Source organism: Tenacibaculum profundi, from assembly GCF_057162725.1.
Genome location: NZ_CM169894.1, coordinates 3,004,449 through 3,023,820 on the forward strand (window position 1 = coordinate 3,004,449; position 19,372 = coordinate 3,023,820).

At 30.5% G+C, this 19,372-nt stretch carries 15 protein-coding genes and 2 tRNA genes; 3 read left to right on the forward strand and 14 right to left on the reverse strand.

What is annotated here, in order from left to right:
- Positions 1 to 32: 32 nt before the first annotated feature.
- Positions 33 to 3,017 (reverse strand): zinc-dependent metalloprotease, encoded by a 2,985-nt coding sequence (locus AC2GW8_RS12250; RefSeq protein WP_440880158.1) that lies wholly within the window; start codon positions 3,015 to 3,017, stop codon positions 33 to 35.
- Between the two features lie 64 nt (positions 3,018 to 3,081).
- Between AC2GW8_RS12250 and lipB the strand changes: the two genes are divergently transcribed.
- Positions 3,082 to 3,798 carry a lipoyl(octanoyl) transferase LipB gene (gene lipB / locus AC2GW8_RS12255; protein ID WP_440880159.1) on the forward strand — a complete coding sequence of 239 codons (717 nt, stop codon included), beginning with the start codon at positions 3,082 to 3,084 and terminating at the stop codon, positions 3,796 to 3,798.
- Between the two features lie 33 nt (positions 3,799 to 3,831).
- On the opposite strand, the gene AC2GW8_RS12260 is transcribed toward lipB, so the two are convergent.
- From AC2GW8_RS12260 to rsgA, 5 genes are all read right to left on the reverse strand, one after another.
- Positions 3,832 to 4,476 (reverse strand): YceI family protein, encoded by a 645-nt coding sequence (locus AC2GW8_RS12260; protein ID WP_440880160.1) that lies wholly within the window; start codon positions 4,474 to 4,476, stop codon positions 3,832 to 3,834.
- A 74-nt stretch (positions 4,477 to 4,550) separates the two neighbouring features.
- The gene (locus tag AC2GW8_RS12265) at positions 4,551 to 5,267 is read right to left on the reverse strand and encodes a tRNA threonylcarbamoyladenosine dehydratase (protein ID WP_440880161.1); all 717 of its coding nucleotides are present in this window, start codon (positions 5,265 to 5,267) and stop codon (positions 4,551 to 4,553) included.
- Positions 5,264 to 5,908 carry a TatD family hydrolase gene (locus AC2GW8_RS12270; protein ID WP_440880162.1) on the reverse strand — a complete coding sequence of 215 codons (645 nt, stop codon included), beginning with the start codon at positions 5,906 to 5,908 and terminating at the stop codon, positions 5,264 to 5,266. Before AC2GW8_RS12270 ends, AC2GW8_RS12265 begins: the two co-directional genes overlap by 4 nt.
- A 1-nt stretch (position 5,909) precedes the next feature.
- A complete protein-coding gene (gene dtd, locus AC2GW8_RS12275) occupies positions 5,910 to 6,362 on the reverse strand; it encodes a D-aminoacyl-tRNA deacylase (RefSeq protein ID WP_440880163.1) in 453 nt (150 codons plus the stop codon).
- A 30-nt stretch (positions 6,363 to 6,392) separates the two neighbouring features.
- Positions 6,393 to 7,334 (reverse strand): ribosome small subunit-dependent GTPase A, encoded by a 942-nt coding sequence (rsgA, locus tag AC2GW8_RS12280; protein WP_440880164.1) that lies wholly within the window; start codon positions 7,332 to 7,334, stop codon positions 6,393 to 6,395.
- Positions 7,335 to 7,553: 219 nt separating this feature from the next.
- Between rsgA and AC2GW8_RS12285 the strand changes: the two genes are divergently transcribed.
- Complete coding sequence (locus AC2GW8_RS12285; RefSeq protein WP_440880165.1) at positions 7,554 to 8,006, forward strand: hypothetical protein; 453 nt, start codon at positions 7,554 to 7,556, stop codon at positions 8,004 to 8,006.
- A 78-nt stretch (positions 8,007 to 8,084) separates the two neighbouring features.
- Here AC2GW8_RS12285 and AC2GW8_RS12290 read toward each other — a convergent pair whose 3' ends face one another.
- The 8 genes from AC2GW8_RS12290 to AC2GW8_RS12325 all read right to left on the reverse strand — a co-directional run bounded on the left by AC2GW8_RS12290 (position 8,085) and on the right by AC2GW8_RS12325 (position 17,759).
- Positions 8,085 to 9,185: a chorismate mutase gene (locus AC2GW8_RS12290; protein ID WP_440880166.1), complete on the reverse strand. Its 1,101-nt coding sequence runs from the start codon at positions 9,183 to 9,185 to the stop codon at positions 8,085 to 8,087.
- 11 nt (positions 9,186 to 9,196) lie between these two features.
- The gene (locus AC2GW8_RS12295; RefSeq protein WP_440880167.1) at positions 9,197 to 10,054 is read right to left on the reverse strand and encodes a prephenate dehydrogenase; all 858 of its coding nucleotides are present in this window, start codon (positions 10,052 to 10,054) and stop codon (positions 9,197 to 9,199) included.
- Entirely contained in the window at positions 10,055 to 11,197 is a 1,143-nt protein-coding gene (locus tag AC2GW8_RS12300; RefSeq protein WP_440880168.1) for a pyridoxal phosphate-dependent aminotransferase, read from the reverse strand.
- Entirely contained in the window at positions 11,194 to 12,018 is an 825-nt protein-coding gene (locus tag AC2GW8_RS12305; RefSeq protein ID WP_440880169.1) for a prephenate dehydratase, read from the reverse strand. The genes AC2GW8_RS12300 and AC2GW8_RS12305 overlap by 4 nt, the downstream gene beginning before the upstream one ends.
- Before the next feature lie 367 nt (positions 12,019 to 12,385).
- The gene (locus AC2GW8_RS12310; protein WP_440880170.1) at positions 12,386 to 15,100 is read right to left on the reverse strand and encodes a GEVED domain-containing protein; all 2,715 of its coding nucleotides are present in this window, start codon (positions 15,098 to 15,100) and stop codon (positions 12,386 to 12,388) included.
- Positions 15,101 to 16,544: 1,444 nt separating this feature from the next.
- Positions 16,545 to 16,618: transfer RNA gene (locus AC2GW8_RS12315), tRNA-Asp, on the reverse strand.
- 89 nt (positions 16,619 to 16,707) lie between these two features.
- Positions 16,708 to 16,781, reverse strand: a tRNA-Asp gene (locus tag AC2GW8_RS12320).
- Positions 16,782 to 16,835: 54 nt separating this feature from the next.
- Positions 16,836 to 17,759, reverse strand: a complete 924-nt coding sequence (locus AC2GW8_RS12325; protein ID WP_440880171.1) for a DUF58 domain-containing protein — start codon at positions 17,757 to 17,759, stop codon at positions 16,836 to 16,838.
- A 199-nt stretch (positions 17,760 to 17,958) separates the two neighbouring features.
- On the opposite strand from AC2GW8_RS12325, the gene AC2GW8_RS12330 reads away from it, so the two are divergent.
- Positions 17,959 to 19,266, forward strand: a complete 1,308-nt coding sequence (locus tag AC2GW8_RS12330; RefSeq protein ID WP_440880172.1) for a T9SS type A sorting domain-containing protein — start codon at positions 17,959 to 17,961, stop codon at positions 19,264 to 19,266.
- Positions 19,267 to 19,372 lie beyond the last annotated feature (106 nt).

Sequence of the window (19,372 nt, forward strand, 5' to 3'; positions counted from 1 at the left end):
ATAACCTTAAGAAATTAGATTTCTTGAGGTTGTTAATTAATCATTAGCTTTTGCATTGTTCTATATTTCCCATTTTGGATTTCTAAAAGATAAACTCCTTTACTCACGGAATTAAAATAGATATATTCTGAAAATTGCTTTGATTTTTCATTAAAGCTACTTTTATCTATTAGTCTGCCTCTTAAGTCATATAAATTCAAATAAATTTGAGAAGGATCTTTTTTTTCAAAGGACAGTTTGAAATTACCGTCTGAAGGGTTCGGGAACAGTCTAAACTTATTAAAAACGAAATCTTTTGTGGAAGCAGTGGGCTCATCAATTATTATTGTATAATCTTCTACCTCACCATCAAAATTTGTTTCACAAGGCAAGGGAATTTCATCTCCTTGATATTTTGTTGAAACCCTCATTGTAGTACTTCCAAGAATAGCATTGCTTGGTATTGTTATTTCAAGAGGACTATTACTTGTCGCTCCGTTGGCACTATTAAATGTTTGTCCTAAATCATATTTTTCGTTTTCTTCTAATACGCAATTTTGATTCCAATCAAACCATACATATGTTGCAGTAGTAAAACTACCGTCTGTATTCGCATTTACAGTTAGTAGATATGAAGATTCTTTGTTTACATTTGTAGAAATAGACTTGAAATCACTGTAGCCATCAACATCTTTACTAGAAGTTTCGTTTTGAATAGTATTAAATTTAACAAATGTTGTTGCAGAGTCATATGTTAAGCTTCCATTAGATAAGCATAAAGTATTAGCAATATTAATTTTAAGTTCTAAATTTCTCTGTACCGAATTGGAATTCGCGTTAAGTGTCATTATATATTGATCAGGTGTCACATTATTAAGACCTGCCAGAGTTACTTTAATGGTACCATTTGACCGTATTGAAGATGGGGTTATATTCACTTGTGCTCCATTTGGAGCGTTAGAAACGGATAGATTAACAGTTTCGTTAAATCCATTAATTGCAATATAATTAATATCAAATGTAAAGCTAGAGGTAGCTGTATTGCAAATAGCGGCATCCCCAGTATTATTTTTTAGTACGTAAGTTGGAGTTGAATTAATTAAAAATTTTGAAGTTATATTATAAAAAATATTGTCGGCAGCTTCGATCATTAAAACAGCTTCATCCGTATCAGGAACAGAGGCAGGAATCATTATTGTCTCTGCCCCATCATTATCAATATTCGTAGCTAAATCAATATCAAAAGACGTACCTCCATTAGTAGATAATTTAATATTCACTTTTTGACAATTAATGGGAGAAGTGTTAGTTTGACCAACAACCCAATTGATAGTTCTTACACTATTTTGGGCCCAGTAGTTCTGATCCTCTATTGTAAAAGGAGGTGCATCTACTACAGATACTTTAATATCATCCCTTGCAAAGGCTCCAGCTCCAGAATTATTATCTCTTACCGTAAATGAGAAATTCATTTCTCTTGGTACCGAGGGTAATACTTCCCATGTATTGGAGTTACTACTATTTAGAATTGTTTCAAAACTAGGGAAATACCTGTAAGGAACGTTTTTTGAAGGCAAAGATCTAAACAATGGACCGCCCGAATTTGTAGCCAAAGGAGGCATTGTAGCTATTTCTGTATCGATTTGTTCCCAGTTATATGTTAAACCTGAGTTACCATCAGTATCTGTTCCAATACCCTTTAAAATGAAAGGTGTTGATTTAGGAATTGACACATTATTGCCAGCGTTTGCAGTCGGAGGAGTATTATTCGTATTTGTTTCTATTGCACAAGAACCATTAGATAAAATAGTATTCCACATTTGTTCAATACTTATAGAATGAAAGTAAGCATCACTATTGTTTTGTATATTTGGAGAGCATATGCCTGCATAAGCCATAATTGTAGAGCCACTTCCAGGTTCAACAGCATTTTCACTAGATCTATTTCCAGTGCAGGAATTATTAAATGTATGAGAGGCACCAAACTGATGTCCAATTTCATGAGCGACAAAATCAATGTCATATGGGTCATTTATGGGTTCTGATTGTCCTGTTACACCTTCAGCTTTTCTACTTGAACTGCAAATAACACCAACACCAGCTAGTCCGCCTGCTCCAGTACTGAAAGTATGACCAATATCGTAATTTGCTGAACCAATATTTGAATCACAAACTACTTGACTTTGATCGATGAGAGTATCAGCATCATCATTGTCTAAATTATCAGTTTGAGGATCTAAGAAAATTAGTTTATCGTTATCATTTACAATAATCATTCTTACTGACAAGTCTCTTTCATAAATTTGATTAACTCTCGCTATTGTTGTATTCATGGCAGAGAGTACAGCTGCTTTTTTATCATTATCTGAGGCATTGGAAGGTATGTTTTGATTTGTTAAATGAAATTGAGAATATTCTCCGGTGCTAGCGATGGCAATTTTAAAAGTTCTTAATATTCCATCACTGTTACTCCTTTTTTTAGAGTGACTTGAAGTGGTTCTGTCAAATTTTAGTCTATTTTTATTTGTTATTTTGCATTGAGGTTGATTTTTATGGTTTTCAATATCGCTTTTTCGATAACCAATGAATGTTTTGTTGTCTTTTGTATAAGGATCTATATACAAGGATTCTTTGTTTGAATATGAGATAAGAAAATGTAGACCGTCAGACCCAATAGTTATTTTTGTTTTAATATTAGGATTATCTATACCTTTCCCAGTGTATGTTTTAATATTCGGATATTTTTTAGCCAATCTCTCCTGAAGTATAGGGGTTTCTTTTATACTAAATCTTATTTTTTTTCCTTGGCTATCAGGAAGTATCACGGTATTTTTTGAAAAGCTACTAGATTCTATTTTTTCTTTAAACTTGTTAATGTTAAGAGAGAATAATTGATAGTCTTTTAAAGTTTCTTTTCTTGGATAAATTTCGGATTTTCTCAATTGTTTACTTTTTTCTATTTTTTTCCAGTAATTTTGTGCATTAATGATGCCAATTGAAGCTAATAAAAGTAACAATGTTGCGAATTTTTTCTTCATGTTTTTTGTTTCAATCTAATTTAAAAGAGTGTTTCAATCAGGAAATGGGTCTAAAGTTAAAACTATGAATAAATATATTTATTTGAAAGATTTATTAAAAAAAGATTTTAAAGAAGTATGGGATTTACAGACTTCCTTGTTAGACAGTATTGTACAAAAGAAAAAAGAAAAAAGAAATTCTAGTAACAAAGAAATTGTAACCCCGAATTATTTCTTATTTGTTGAACATCCTCACGTATACACTCTTGGGAAATCTGGTGACCTCAGTAATTTATTATTAAATGAAGATCAATTAAAAAATAAGTCGGTAACTTTTTATAAAATAAATAGAGGAGGGGACATTACATATCACGGTCCTGGTCAAATTGTAGGGTATCCAATTTTAGATTTAGAAAATTTTTTTACAGATATTCATAAATATTTAAGACTCTTAGAAGAGGCAATTATTTTAACACTTGCAGATTACAATATTAAGTCTGAAAGGAGTGAAGGTGAAACAGGTGTCTGGCTAGATGTAGGAACTCCTTTTGCAAGAAAAATTTGTGCGATGGGAATAAGGGCCAGCAGATGGGTTACAATGCATGGTTTTGCGTTAAATGTAAATACGGATCTTGGCTACTTTGATCATATCATACCTTGTGGAATAAGGGGGAAGGCGGTTACCTCAATGCATGTAGAACTCGGAAAAAAAATTGAAGAGGAGGAGGTTAAGAAAAAAATATTAAAATATTTTAAAGATTTATTTAAGGTGGAAGAATTTATAAAAAAAGAGGTTGAATAACAACCTCCTTTTTTTAATTATAGATTAACTTACTTATTTTAAAGCTTCGATCTCGATAGACATTTCCATTAAATCATTAATGAATTTATCCTTAAGGGCTGCATCAAATTTTTTTGAACTGTAAGTAATACCAAAATCTGTTCTATCGATGCTAAAAGTATCGCTTTTCAAAGTGGCAACTCCATCATTTTCTGTTACTGTCATTGGAATTGTAATACTTTTAGTAATATCTTTTAAGGTTAAATTTCCAGTAACATTAATTTTACCTTCATTTTCTTCAGAGCTTACTATTTTAAAACTAGCAGTAGAAAATTTATCAACGTCGAAAAAGTCAACACTTTTTAAATGACTTTCTAGTTTTTCTTTGCCATTTTCAGCTTGTAAGTCAGCACATGAAATAGTATTCATGTCTATTGTAAACTCTCCAGTTTTAAGAGTGTTATTTTCTATATTAAAAAAACCATTTTTTATCAAAACTGCGCCATTGTGAGTTCCTGTTGGTTTTGAACCTTTCCAGTTTACTACTGATTTTGAAACATCAACTTTATAAGAGCTATTAACCTCTTCAGCTTTTTCAACTTCTTTAACTTCCTCCTTTACTTCAACTTTATTTTTTTCATTTTTACATGCTACAACAGTAAAAGCTGCTAAAGCCATTGATAGAATTAATTTTTTCATGATATAGGTTTTTAATAATTAAGTTTTTATTTTTAATTTAGAACAAATATAAATAAAAACAGTTTTAATACTTGTTATTTTTTATTTATCAGCTGATTAATAACATATGAAGCAGCCTGCAGACCAAACGCAGCTGGCATATAACTTATTGTACCGTAATAAGATTTTTTGAAGTTTGTTCCATCTGTTAGTTTTAAGCTTTCCGGAATTTGAATTTCATCTGAGTAAACAGCTTTAATACCTTTGTCTACTTTTCTTTCTTTTAGCCTTTTTTTTAAGTTTTTCGCCATTTTGCAGTTTTTAGTTTTACTGATGTCTTTAACTTTTATTTTTGATGCATCTAGCTTTCCTCCGGCTCCCATAGAGCTTATAAGCTTTACCTTTTTTCTTCTTGCAGCAACAATAAGGTTTACTTTTGGAGTTATACTATCAATACAATCGATAACATAATCAAAATTTGGCGATACAATTTCAAAAGCTTTTTCAGGCGATATGAATTCTTCTATTACTTTTAATTTGATGTTAGAGTTAATATCTTTTATTCTTTCTGCCATTATAAAAGCTTTTGATTTTCCTATAGTGCTATTTAATGCTGGTAGTTGGCGATTCTTGTTTGTCTCATCAAAAATATCACCATCGACAATTGTTAATTTATTAACTCCAGCTCTAACTATGAATTCTGCTGCAAACGAGCCAACACCACCTAAACCAACGATTAATATATTGGCATTTTTAATTTTTTTCAAGCCTTCTGTACCAACCAATAACTCAGTGCGTTCTAACCAACTCATAATGTGAAAATTTTATTAAAGTTTTTATTTATCTGTTCTATAACAGAGTTAATGTTTTGTTTTTTTATAGTAGCAAAAGTATTGTAAATATCAATAATAGATTTTTTTGAACTATCACTTTCTAGTAAAATTTTTGAAGAGTCAATTTCTTTAACAATCAGTTGAAGATTTTTATTTACACTAAGAGCATTACCGAAAGATAAAAAGATGTTATTTTTAATTAAATCATTCGCTATTTGATGATTTTTATTAAATCCATGGATTATCCACGGCTGTTTTGGGTTAAGCATTTTCTTTAAATTAATTATGTCATTATAAGCTCTGACACAATGAATAATTAATGGTTTATTATGTTTTTCAGATATTTTAATATGCTTCTTAAAAACACTAAGTTGTGTTTTATATTCTGTTGTAGCTAATTTGTCTAAACCGCATTCTCCTATTGCTAAACAGTTTTTTAGGTTTATTTTTTTTTGTAAAAATTGAAATTCTTTTTCTAGTTCCTCTTGAGAAATAAATCTAGGATGAATACCTACAGAAAAGTACTGATTAGAAGATACGTCTTTAGGGTATTCATTTACAATTGAAATTATATTTTTTTGACGTTTTGGGAAGTGGGTGTGGACATCAAAAAAAGACATATTAATTCTTGTTTTTTGAGTCAATTATTATAGTTACTGGACCATCGTTTATAAGAGCTACTTTCATATCTGCCCCAAATTTTCCTGTTTGAACCTTTCTACCTATTTCATTTTCCATCTGTTGAATGAATTTTTTGTAGAGGGGAATAGCTATATCTGGTTTCGCTGCTCTAATATAACTAGGACGATTCCCTTTTTTTGTAGAGGCATGCAAGGTGAATTGACTTACAATGATAATATTACTTTTTTTATCAATTAGGGATAGGTTCATAACACCATTAGCATCATCAAAAATTCGAAGGTTAGAAATTTTTTTAGACAACCATTCTATGTCTTCTAAAATATCATCATTTGCTATTCCTAGTAAAACCAATAATCCATCATTAATTTTAGCGACTCGTTCTCCATCGATAGTCACGCTTGCTTTCGTGACTCTTTGTATTACTGCTTTCATTATTTTATAAAGCTATGTTATATGCTGTGTTTATTTCCAAATATCTGTTCTGTAATTCTCTTCCTCTCCCTCTATAATTTGCAAGTAGCTTTTATACCTTGACCAAGAAATCTTTTCATCTTCAAGAGCTTTTTTAACAGCACATTTTGGTTCATTTAGATGTATACAATTATTGAATTTACAGTTTTCTTTTAGTTTGAAAAATTCTGGGAAATAATCACCTAATTCATCTTTTTCCATATCTACAACACCAAATCCTTTTATTCCAGGTGTATCTATAATTTTAGCTCCAAAACCAAGCTCGAACATTTCGGCAAAAGTGGTTGTGTGTTGTCCCTGCTTGTGTTGTTCGGAAATTTCTTTGGTTTTTAGTTGTAATAAGGGTTCTATAGCATTCACTAATGTTGTTTTTCCAACACCAGAATGACCTGCAAACATGCTTACTTTATTTTTCATAAGTTCTTTGATGAGGTCGATATTCGTTTGTTTTATTGCAGACACTTCAATGCATTGATAACCAATGGTTTCATAGATATCTTTTAAATATAAAACTTCGGCTTTTTCATCAATTTCAAATGTGTCAATTTTATTGAAAATTAAAATAACGTTAATAGAGTAAGCTTCAGCTGTAATTAAGAATCGGTCAATAAATGTTGTTAAGGTAGGAGGGTTATTAATTGTTATAATCAGAAATACTTGATCAATATTTGCAGCAATTATATGAGTTTGTTTAGAAAGGTTAACTGACTTACGAATAATGTAGTTTTTACGATCTATAATTTTAGTTATAACACCTGTCTCTTCATCCGTTTTAATTTCAAGTTTAAATTCTACTTTATCTCCTACTGCAATCGGATTCGTACTTTTTATGCCTTTGATTCTAAATTTTCCTTTAATCCTACACCTGTAAAGATTTTTCTCAGATTTTACCAAATACCAACTTCCTGTTGATTTATATACGATTCCAGTCATAAAACAAAGATGAGAATAAAAAATGAATGTAAGGTGTTTATTTTTATTTTGAATTTTTAGCAATTAACTATTTTAACAGGATAGGTGAGTGGTAAATGTTAAGTTTTTTAGTTAATGTAATATTTTTATAGTCAGTTTAATTTGTTAATATTTTGATTGGGCAGTATTATAGTTCTAATCTTAAAAGCACTAGATTTGTTTATTAAATTATTTTACAAAATGAAAAAACTATTATTTGCGCAAATTTTATTTGTTTTTGTTTCATTATCTACCTACGCTCAAAAGTATGAATATAAGATTATTACTACTGTTGAGTCTATTATTCCAAGTGGATTAGGAAGGTCTAGAATAATATCTTCAAATGAAGATAGAAATTACAAAGACTTTACCACTGAAAGATCTGAGGAGGGAGATTCAAGAAATAAGTCTGAAAGATCTAAAATTAGGGTAAAGAATTTTGAAGAAACAAAATTACTTAACTTCTTCAATCTTGGAGGTATTAGATTTCAAAATATTGTGGCTAATGATGCAGTAATTTCTTCTAAAATCAACACTATGATCGATGAGGGTTGGGATTTAGCTTTTGTTAATAGTGGTACGGAAAGTTATGGAGGTAAAGGTGATAAAAATGGAATTTTTATCACAAGGTTTATTTTTAAGAGACTTAAGTAATAAAACTAATAAAGGCTGTCTTGTTTTAAATTTAGACAGCCTTTAAATAACAGTATTGTTTATTTCAGGTAGCTGTTGTTAAACACTTTCTTTTTTTAAGTTTTTTATGATTTTTTCCTGATGATTAATACTTTCTTGGTGTATTGCTTTAAACATTTTTAAAACAAATTCTTCACTTAAATCTCTGTCTTTTCCTTCAAGTATCATATTACCTAGAATTTCATTCCATCGTTTCGATTGCAATACAGCAACATTTCTTTCTTTTTTAAGTTGACCAATTTTACCTGAAACTTTCATTCGTTTTCCAAGAATATCAATTAGCTGATTGTCCATTACATTAATTTGTGCTCTAAGATTTTCAAGATTTTCCTTATAACTTTCATCAGTCGTTGTTTCTTTTCGTACCCTTAAATTTACCATAATTTGTTTTAGTGAATTAGGTGTCACTTGCTGAGCTGCATCACTCCATGCGTTATCAGGATCAACATGTGTTTCAATCATAAGTCCGTCAAAATTCAAATCTAATGCTGTTTGGGAAACATCAAAAATCATTTCTCTATTTCCTGTAATATGAGATGGATCGCAAATTAAAGGTAGGTCAGGAAATTTATTTTGAAATTCAACAGCAATTTGCCATTCAGGAATATTACGATACTTTGATTTTTCATAAGTAGAGAACCCTCTATGAATTGCCCCTAATTTTTTAATTCCTTTTGAATAAAGTCTTTCAATACCTCCAAGCCATAATGCTAAATCTGGATTAACAGGATTTTTTACTAAAACAATTTTGTCAGTTCCCTCAAGTGCTTCTGCTATTTCTTGCATTATAAAAGGACTTACGGTTGATCTAGCTCCTATCCAAAGTAAATCAATATCATTTTCAATTGCTAGTTTTACGTGGTTAGCATTTGCTACTTCTGTACAGGTTTTCATTCCTGTTTCTTCTTTAACACGATGCATCCACTTCAACCCTAAAGCACCTACACCTTCAAAATTTCCAGGGCGGGTTCTTGGTTTCCATATTCCAGCTCTAAAATAGTTTACATCAGAGTTCTTTAGCTCGTGTGCTATTTGTAATACTTGATCTTCAGTCTCGGCGCTACAAGGTCCAGCTATTACCAAAGGGTGAGACAACTTCATGTTATCTAACCATGTTCTGAGTTGTTTAGAATTTTTCATGTATTGTTCTTTTAGGCATTTGAAAGAATACCGTTTAAAATTTGTTTTATGTGATTTGTATTTTGCATTTCTGCATGAATTTGATCGAAATTATTTTTCTCCATAAGTTCTTTAAAGTTTTGTAAGTTTAATATATATTCTTCAAGGATTTCAATAACATTTACCTTGTTTTGTTTGAATATTGGAGTCCACATTTCAGGTGAGCTTTTAGCTAAACGAACTGTTGAGGCAAAACCACTGCCAGCCATATCAAAAATATCGCGTTCGTTTTTTTCTTTTTCGATAACTGTTTTTCCTAACATAAATGAGCTTATATGTGATAAGTGCGAAACATAAGCAATATGTTTGTCATGTGATCTAGGGTCCATATAGCGAATACGCATACCAATTTTTGTAAAAATAGAGAGCGCTTTTTCTTGAAGTTTAAAAGCTGTTTTTTCTACTTCACAAATAATGTTAGTCTTCCCTCGATACAGGTCTTTAATTGCAGCTTTTGGTCCTGAAAACTCTGTTCCAGCAATAGGGTGAGAAGCCAAAAAATTTCTTCTTTTTGGATGATTTTCTACGCTTTTACAGATATCAACTTTCGTAGAACCTACATCGATAACAACAGCATCTTCAGAAATTAGATCAAGTACATCTTTGATCAGATTTAAGGATGTGTCAACAGGAACAGAGATAATTATTACATCAGCATTATTTAAAGACTCTAGAGATGTTTTTTTTTGAATAATACCAAGCTCAAGAGCTTCATTTAAATGATTCTCGTTGGTGTCAATTCCAAAAATAGTAGCGTCTTTAAATTCTTTCTGAATATCAATAGCTAAACTACCACCGATTAGTCCTAAACCTATAATATATACTTTCATCTAAAATCTTGTTATAGCTTCTTTTATTTTAGTTTCTGATAGACATAATGAAAAACGTATGTACCCTTCTCCTTGACTTCCAAAAATACTTCCTGGAGCCACAAAAATATTTTTATCATAAAGTAAGTGGTCAACCATACTTTCTGACGACTTTCCATTTTGTAATTTAGCCCATACAAACATGCCAATTGCATTTTTATCATACTTACAGTTTAAAATATCGGACAGTTCAAAAATTAATTTTTGTCGCCTTTTATATATTTCATTTTGCTCAGAAAACCAATTTTCTTTTAATTCAAGCGCCTTAATAGCTCCTTTTTGAATTCCATAGAACATGCCTGAATCCATTTGAGTTTTTACTTTTAGTATTTCGTTTACAAAAGATGGGTTACCTATCAATTTACCTACTCTCCATCCTGCCATATTAAATGACTTACTTAAAGAGTTTAATTCTAAAGCAACATTCTTTGCACCTTCAATCTGAAAAATACTTTGAGGTTTTTTGTTAAGAATAAAACTATAAGGATTATCATTTACAATGATAATTTTATGTTTTTTACCAAAAAGAACTAGCTGCTTTAGAGTTTCTTCTTTTGCTTTCGCTCCAGTGGGCATATGTGGGTAATTAACCCACATTAGTTTAACTCTTTTTAAGTCTAATTTCTCTAGTTCGATAAAATTTGGTTGCCATCCATCATCTGATTTTAAATTGTAGAAAATAGGCTCCGCACCAACTAATTTGGTAACGGAACTATAAGTTGGGTAGCCTGGATTTGGTATTAACACATGATCCCCTTCATTTAAAAAAGCTAAAGAAATATGCATAATTCCTTCTTTACTTCCCATTAAAGGTAGTATTTCCTTTTGAGGGTCTATTGTTACGTTATACTTTTTTTTATAAAAGCTTGCAATTGCATCACGAAATTCAGGAAGTCCTTGATAACTTTGATATTTGTGTGCATTTTCTTCTGTTAGACTATTTTGAATAGCATTTATAACAGCTTTAGGTGGGTGCATATCTGGGCTTCCGATTCCCATATTAATTATTGGTTTCCCTTCTGATGTCAGTTGGTTTACTTCTCTTAATTTTTTTGAAAAGTAGTATTCTTGAACGGTTTTTAAACGATTGGCGGCTATTATCATATTCTTCCGTTTTTATATTCACCTAATATTTTGAAGTTATTAGCCATTATCTCAATAATTGATTTGGCTTTAATATAATTTTCATATCGTTTGAAAGTTACATCAACAAAAAAAGCATATTTCCAAGGTGTTTCTACTATGGGAAGTGATTGTATTTTAGTTAAGTTCAATTGACAATCGCTCATTACATTTAAAACAGTAGCAAGACTTCCTCTTTGATGTTCTAATTCAAAACGTAATGAGGCTTTATTTATTTGTTTGATATTGTTAATTGGTTTTTCGATTTGCAGAATAACAAATCTTGTCTCATTATTTTTTATCGTTTGTATTTCATCTTCTAGTATTTTTAAATTAAAAATTTCGGCAGCTATTTTAGGTGCAATAGCTGCAACTCCATTTAGTTTTTGATGTTTAATCGTTTTCGCAACAGCAGAAGTATCAACATCTTCTACTAACTTAATGAAAGGGTGTTTTTTAAAGAACTCTTTACATTGCAGTAGAGCCATTGGATGAGAGCAAACTTCTTTGATATCGGTCAGCTTTTGACCAGGTAATGCCATAAGATGATGATGGATAGGTAAATAGTATTCTCCTGTTATGTTTAGGTTATATTTGTCAATTAAGGCGTAATTAGGAATAATAGATCCGGCTATGGTGTTTTCAATTGCCATAACAGCTTCATCTGATTCCTTTTGTAAAAGACTGTCAGTGAGAGCATCAAAGGATAAACATTCATTAATGAAGATTTCATTATTGTAATGTTTCTTTGCCACTATATGGTGGTTGCTTCCTTGTATTCCTTGAATGGCTATTTTTTTCATTATAAAGCAAAAAAAAGTCTCGATTACATCGAGACTTTATATTTAAAATTATTATTTCTGTTTTAACAATATGATATAAAGTCTCTCCTTTTACTAAAAAAGTAAAAGTAAAAATAGAAACCTTGCCATATGTTTTGTAACATGTTTGTCGTCTTTTTGTATGAGAAACAAATCTTATAATTTAATTTCATATATCCAAATTTTATTGATGTTTTTTGTTTATTGCGTAGGTATAATTAAGAAATCGAATAACTTTTATCTCAGTTTTTATAATTTTGGTTATAAATTCTTAAAAAAGGTCTAAATTAAGAAAGCACTGAAGATAAATTCAGTGCTTTCTTGGTTTAAAGTTATATTTTAAATATAATTATTTAATAAACTTGGAAATCAATGTTTTTTGACCATCATACACTTCCAAAATAAACATTCCAGGATTTAATTTAGATATGTTTATTTTATTAGATTCCAAGTTTCCAAATTGAACAGTACTTCCATCAGGAGTTGTAATATTGTATGTTTTGCCTCCAGTTTTAGAAGCTACAGTTATTTCTATAAAATCAATTGCTGGATTTGGGAATACATTTAAATCTAATACTTCTTGATTGATTATTGGTTCACCTGATAAAACAAAATTTTGTGATATTGTTGATATGTTACTAGAGGCTTCTTTAATGTTTATCATATAATCTTCAACTTCTCCATCTGCAAAATTTTCACAAGATGTTGGATTTCCACCATATTTCATAGAAACACGCATTCTTGTTTGTCCTAATTTGGCATCAGAAGGTATTGTTATTGTCGAAATTCTATTTCCAGAAGAGTTAGAGTTTCCACTGGCAATTTTCTCTCCTTTATCGTTAAAATCACCATCTCTATTGTAGTCTATCCATATTGTAAAATACTCGTTGTAAGCAGTGCTTCTAAATCCTGCGCTCACTACTAGTTGGTTAGAGCTACCTCTTGTAACATTTGCAACTTTTGATGTAAAGTCTCCATACCCTCTATTCGTGCCAGAGGCATTAGTCATTCCACCAAAAGAAACATAGTCAATCCACTCATGAGAGGCTCTATTACCATTAGATTGACAGTAGTTTACTTGTGATGGTTTGGTACTAAATTTTATAGAAGAACTGTAGTTAGATTTTCCTGAAGTACATTTAGAACGTATTTGAATTTCGTACTGGGTTGAAGCAGATAAGTCACTTAAAGTACTTGATGCAGAAGACACTGCTTTATTAGTCCATAAAGATGATCCAACATTACGATAACGCAAATCGTAAGTTGCACCAGGTAAAGTAGTCCAAGAAATTGTAGCTTGTGTGCTGGTAACTGATGAAGTTGAAATCTCTTTTGGTCTAGTAGCATTACAAGTAACATTGGTTCCAGTAATACCTGTTACTATTAAGGAGTAGTTTTGGCTTCCACCTGTCAAAGAACCTTTATGAGATACGGTAATAGTATATTCTCCTGAAGCATTATTGATATCAATTCTTTCGTATGGATCAACATTATTGTCTCTTCTTGCTGATGAAGTTGGACTTGTTAGTTCATAGGGTAAATAAGTGGTTTCTCCTTTAGAAACTCTAATGTCCAAATCATTTACTAATACAGGAGTAGTGGAGTTAACAGTGGTATTAGCAATACCAGGTCTGTCAGTCCAAGAAATAGAAGCTAATAAAGGACTTGAACCGTCAGAGTTTACCGTAATAGTATATGTTTGACCAGAAGTTAATGTTAATTCTTCAATTTTAGATTGATTTCCTTTTTGAGTTATTGTCTCTGCTGCTTTTTTAGCATTTAATAACCCCCATCCGAAAACAGCATCAGGTCCAGAAAAACCAGCATCGTCGGCAGTATGTAAAGCCAAGCCTTTTAAGGTCGACGCTCTCATAAAATCACCATTATTTAAGTTTTTATAATGTTGTTGAAGGAGTAGTAATGATCCAGTTACGTTAGGAGCAGCCATTGATGTACCATCGATACTAAAGTAGTCATCATTTATATTTCCGTCAGAACGATTATCTCCCCTAAAAGCATCCCAGCTAGGGAAATGAAAGCTAGAATAGACTGTCGTCCCATTACCAGTGATATCTGGTTTTATACGCATATCATCAGTTGGTCCCTCGCTACTAGTGCTGTTTATTGATACAGAAATTAGGTTTCCACTAGAATCAATATTAGCGTCTTGGGCATTTGCTACTACTAGATTGTTTTTTGATGTTGCATGACCTGTTAGTTTATCCCAGCCAAATCCTCCTCTTGGATTGCTATTTAAAACATCATCATTTCCTGAATTACCTGCAGCTACAACCATTAAATAGTTTGGAGCATTGAAGAGTATTTCATCCCAAGCTCTAGATTCTGCTATATATCCTCCAAAATAGTAATCGGCCAATACTGGTTGGTTTGTTATTGGGTCTCGGGGGGCAATTCCATAAGAATGATTGGAAATTAACATTCCGTTAGCAGCAGCAGCTGTTGCTTCTGGTTGATCATTATTCCAATCACGACCAATTACTTTCGAGTGTGGTGCCATTCCTTTCGCATTTGCAACAAAGCCAGATGCCATAATAGTACCAGTCACATGTTCTGCGTGAAAATGAAGGGTTGATGTTCCGTCTCCAATAGAAAATCTATTATTACCTCCTGCTCCATCATATTCTTGATGAGCTTGATTCGCGACTCCTCCATCCCATACATGTGCAGTCATATCTTGTCCCATTAAATTTAGACCTAATGAGCCTCCATTATTTAAATGATTAGTTCTTGTAGATTTTGAGGCATTTACATTAAAAGTAGTGTAATAAATTGGTTTTTCGTTAACTACTTTTTGAAGTTCAAACATGCGACCATCCTTTGCGGAGTACTTAACTTTCCAGTGTCGCTCCTTAGCTATTTTCAGTGCTTTTTGTTTTTCTTCTGAATTTTGTTTAGAAAGGTTTTGTTTTAAGGTTCGAAGTTTATTTAAATTGTATTTACTGCGAATTCTTCTTGCTTCAATTTTGCTTTGTGCTTGTGTTTGATAAGATAAACCTATAAGTACAGCTACGAGTGCAATTTTACCTAAGTATTTATTTTTCATTTTAGAAGGTTTTTTTGGGTTATTTTTTACATTTATAATTTATAAACAGATATTTATATATATTTCCGTATGTTTTACAAGGCCTAATAATAGATACGAACTATTATTCGTATAATTATTACTATACATTTTGTTGTATTTATTTTTAAATTGAACAGTAAATGGGTATTATTCTTATTACCTTTTTAAGACTTTAATAATAGAATTATACACCGGAAATTTTGAAATTCCTCTTTTACTTATATCTATTAGATGGTTTCTTAAATTGCTAGTTTGAATAAGTTTTTTTGAATAATAAGTCTTGAGTGACTTGTTTTTGATATGAATCTTTTTACCAACTTGATTCTATTTAGTAATTCTATTTGATTGAATAGACTTTTAAATAGAGAAAGGTTTATGAACCTATTTGAGTATTTATTTTTCATTTTATTTTTCATTTTATTTTTCATTTTAGAAGGTTTTTTGGAGTTATTTTTTTACATTTTAATTCATAAACAGATATTATACATGTTTTCGTATTGACTTTTTAAGGCTCAATATTATATACGAGCTATTTTTCGTATAATTATTACTATACATTTTGTTGTATTTATTTTTAAATTGAACAGTAAATGGGTATTATTCTTATTACCTTTTTAAGACTTTAATAATATAACTATACACCGGAAATTTTGAAATTCCTCTTTTACTTATATCTATTAGATGGTTTCTTAAATTGCTAGTTTGAATAAGTTTTTTGAATAATAAGTCTTGAGTGACTTATTTTTGATATGAATCTTTTTACCAACTTAATTCTGTTCAGTAATTCTATTTGATTGAATAGACTTTTAAATAGAGAAAGATTTATGAACCTATTTGAGTATTTATTTTTCATTTTATTTTTCATTTTAGAAGGTAACTTTGTTAATTAGCTCGTCATCGTTTAGGTTGAATATACAGCTAATCGTACATAATTTTGATTCTAAAACTACAAAAAAAGTATTGTTGTTTGTCTGTTTTTTTTTTATTTATATTTTTTTTAACAGAAAGGAATATTGTAAGAATGATATTCATTCATCAATATGATCTCAAAAAACTGAACTCTTACTTTAATTTTTCGCCATTAAATTTGGGTTAATAATTAAGTTTTTTTTATTTCAATTATTTAATTAGTTACGATTAATTGTTTTTTTGTTGGTTAATAGAGCAGATAGAAGGATAAAATAAACTATGAGTATTTCTAGTATAGAGTTTAAATAAAAGTAAAAAATTGTAAAGGGAGAAAAAAATTTAATTAAATAAGAAACTACTTGTTCTTGGCAATGTAGTCGAACAGATATTTATGATAATTTATTAAAAAGTAGGAATGAGATGACTGGTATATTATTGAATTTTTATAAGAGGCACAATTATTAACTGTGTTTAAATAGTAAAAACTTCTCTTAATAAATAGAGAAGTTTTTTGCGGTCTGGACGGGACTCGAACCCGCGACCCCATGCGTGACAGGCATGTATTCTAACCAGCTGAACTACCAGACCGTTGCTTTAAGCGGTTGCAAATATAAAATTGTTTTTTTTATTTGCAATAAATATTTTAAAAATATAATTTCTTTTTTTAAGAACTTTTGCGGTCTGGACGGGACTCGAACCCGCGACCCCATGCGTGACAGGCATGTATTCTAACCAGCTGAACTACCAGACCGTTGCTTTAAGCGGTTGCAAATATATTATAATTTTTTAATTATGAAAGGAAGTTTTATAAAAAATTTCTTCTGCTGATTAAATAGGTCAAAAGTATTTTATCATAACCCTCGTGAATGTTCACAGGGACATAGTCTATTTTGTATTGTAAGCATTTGTTCTTTAGATTTTCGAAAAATACGTTGACAAGATTTTTATAATGAGTTTTTATGTTTTCTGGGTATATATTAATTTCTTCACCCGTTTCAACATCCTGATATTTTTTTGGCGTATTCTCAAAGTTAAAATTGAATTCAAGTTCCATATCATAGGTATGAAATAAGACGACTTCATGCTTGTTGTACTTAAGATGACGAAGTGCGTCAAATAATTCATCTTCATTTTTAGTAGTTTGAAACATATCAGTAAACAGAAATATTAATGATCTTCTATGAATTTTTTGAGCGATTTGATGGAGGTATTCATAAGTGTCAGTTGAGAAAGAAGACTTAGCCAGCATAAGCTTTTCCAGTTGATTTACGATCATTTTACGATGACGTTCACTTCCTTTTTCAGGAGTGTAAAATTCATAGTGGTCTGAATAAATACTTAATCCAATGGCATCACGTTGTCTCTTAAGTATTTCAGATAAAGCAGCAGCAGCCACGCATGAGAATCCTACTTTATTCAAATTATCATGAGTTGTATTACTACTGAAAGGAAAATGCATTGAGGCGGAATTATCAATGACTATGTGACAACGTAAATTTGTTTCTTCTTCATATTTCTTGGTGTATAATTTTTCTGTTTTTGCGAATAACTTCCAATCTATGTGCCTTGTACTCTCGCCTTTGTTGTAGAGCTTATGCTCTAAAAACTCAACGGAAAATCCATGAAAAGGACTTTTATGTATGCCCGTTATAAATCCTTCTACGACATGTTTTGCTAAAAGGTCTAGATTTTTAATTTCAGGAAAGTTAGAGTTGTTTAAATCAATCATAATCTTCGAAAATAATGAAAGAATAGGAGATAGTCAAATACTTCTTTAGTCTGTTTATATTTCAAAATTTGATTTTTAAGGTTAAAACAACTTGTTTTTAATGGTTATTAGGTATTTGATTTGTAGGGTTTTCCCTTATTTTTTTTTAAAAAAAAGTATTTCATATTTGTTCACTTAAGAACAATTACAAAGAATGATTATGAACAAATTTTTTACTTTTATTTTGCTCCTTTGCGTTGGAGTAATTTACGCAACAGAACTTAGGGTCGCCGACTCTGCTTTTAAAAGCTATCTCATTCACGAGTCTGGAGTTGATATTAACCACGATGGTAAAATTCAATTATCAGAAGCAAAATGCTTTTCAGGAGCGCTCTACATTCAGGGTAGAGGGATTAAAAACTTGAAAGGGATTGAAGCTTTTGAAAACTTAACAGGATTGTGGTGTAATGATAACGAAATAACCAGTCTTGATTTATCAAGAAACAAGGCGTTAATATCGATTTATTGTTATAATAATAAATTGAGACAGTTACATATTGGTCGAAACAATGCTTTAAAGTACCTATATTGCTACAATAACCAATTAAGACAGTTGCATTTATGGGGTACTCCATCATTGACAATGTTGCATTGTTATGATAATCAACTTCGTTGGTTAGGAGGGCTTTCATTTAATAAAAATTTAACTGACCTTTATTGCTACAATAACGAATTGTTGTTTTTAAATGTATCAAAGGCAAAACAGCTTGAGCGTCTTTACTGTTATAACAACCAATTAAGTCATCTTGATGTATCAAAGAACAAAAATTTAACAGATTTATATTGTTATGAGAATAATTTGGTAAACCTTAATATTGACGGTGCAGATTCTCTTAGATTATTATACTGCTATAACAATGTTTTAAGACAATTAGATGCTTCTTCTAATTGTTTATTGGAACATCTTTACTGCTATAATAATAGCATTCAAAAACTTAATGTTTCTGGAGCAACTTCACTTGAATTACTTTATTGTTATAACAATAATATTAAAACGTTAGATGTTTCAAATAACAAAGAATTAACAGATTTATTTTGCTACAACAATGAATTAAATATTTTAAATATGAAAAATGGAGCAAATACAAATTTAACTTCATTTAGTGCCACAGGAAATACAGATTTAACCTGTATTCAAGTTGATGATCAAGCATATGCTGAATCCGAAGGTTGCTGGTATATTGATTGCACAGCATATTATAGAGAGAATTGCTGTGATGATGATGCAGTATTTTTTAATGAAATTACAATAGGTCCGAACCCAGTAGTAAATGTTTTGAATATTTTTGATAAGGGAGCTTATATAAAGAATGTGAGAATATACCCTTTTTCTTCAAAAGAAGAGATATTATGCACAAAAGATAGAAAGATAGACTTAACTAATTTTAATTTATGTAAAGGTCTGTATCGTGTTCATATTGAGGGTAGTAATAATAAATCTACTACCAAATTGATTTACAAAAAATAAGAGAAAAAAAACCTTCAGAAATCTGAAGGTTTTTTTTCTCTTATTTGTCTAAACTGATTAGAATCAAATCTATTATTTACGTTGTTTTTTTGTTAAAAAGAATAGA

Coding starts and splice junctions, on each gene's coding strand:
- AC2GW8_RS12250 (WP_440880158.1), bottom strand. CDS start 3,017: ATGAAGAAAAAATTCGCAACATTGTTACTTTTATTAGCTTCAATTGGC.
- lipB (WP_440880159.1), top strand. CDS start 3,082: ATGAATAAATATATTTATTTGAAAGATTTATTAAAAAAAGATTTTAAA.
- AC2GW8_RS12260 (WP_440880160.1), bottom strand. CDS start 4,476: ATGAAAAAATTAATTCTATCAATGGCTTTAGCAGCTTTTACTGTTGTA.
- AC2GW8_RS12265 (WP_440880161.1), bottom strand. CDS start 5,267: ATGAGTTGGTTAGAACGCACTGAGTTATTGGTTGGTACAGAAGGCTTG.
- AC2GW8_RS12270 (WP_440880162.1), bottom strand. CDS start 5,908: ATGTCTTTTTTTGATGTCCACACCCACTTCCCAAAACGTCAAAAAAAT.
- dtd (WP_440880163.1), bottom strand. CDS start 6,362: ATGAAAGCAGTAATACAAAGAGTCACGAAAGCAAGCGTGACTATCGAT.
- rsgA (WP_440880164.1), bottom strand. CDS start 7,334: ATGACTGGAATCGTATATAAATCAACAGGAAGTTGGTATTTGGTAAAA.
- AC2GW8_RS12285 (WP_440880165.1), top strand. CDS start 7,554: ATGAAAAAACTATTATTTGCGCAAATTTTATTTGTTTTTGTTTCATTA.
- AC2GW8_RS12290 (WP_440880166.1), bottom strand. CDS start 9,185: ATGAAAAATTCTAAACAACTCAGAACATGGTTAGATAACATGAAGTTG.
- AC2GW8_RS12295 (WP_440880167.1), bottom strand. CDS start 10,054: ATGAAAGTATATATTATAGGTTTAGGACTAATCGGTGGTAGTTTAGCT.
- AC2GW8_RS12300 (WP_440880168.1), bottom strand. CDS start 11,197: ATGATAATAGCCGCCAATCGTTTAAAAACCGTTCAAGAATACTACTTT.
- AC2GW8_RS12305 (WP_440880169.1), bottom strand. CDS start 12,018: ATGAAAAAAATAGCCATTCAAGGAATACAAGGAAGCAACCACCATATA.
- AC2GW8_RS12310 (WP_440880170.1), bottom strand. CDS start 15,100: ATGAAAAATAAATACTTAGGTAAAATTGCACTCGTAGCTGTACTTATA.
- AC2GW8_RS12325 (WP_440880171.1), bottom strand. CDS start 17,759: ATGATTGATTTAAACAACTCTAACTTTCCTGAAATTAAAAATCTAGAC.
- AC2GW8_RS12330 (WP_440880172.1), top strand. CDS start 17,959: ATGAACAAATTTTTTACTTTTATTTTGCTCCTTTGCGTTGGAGTAATT.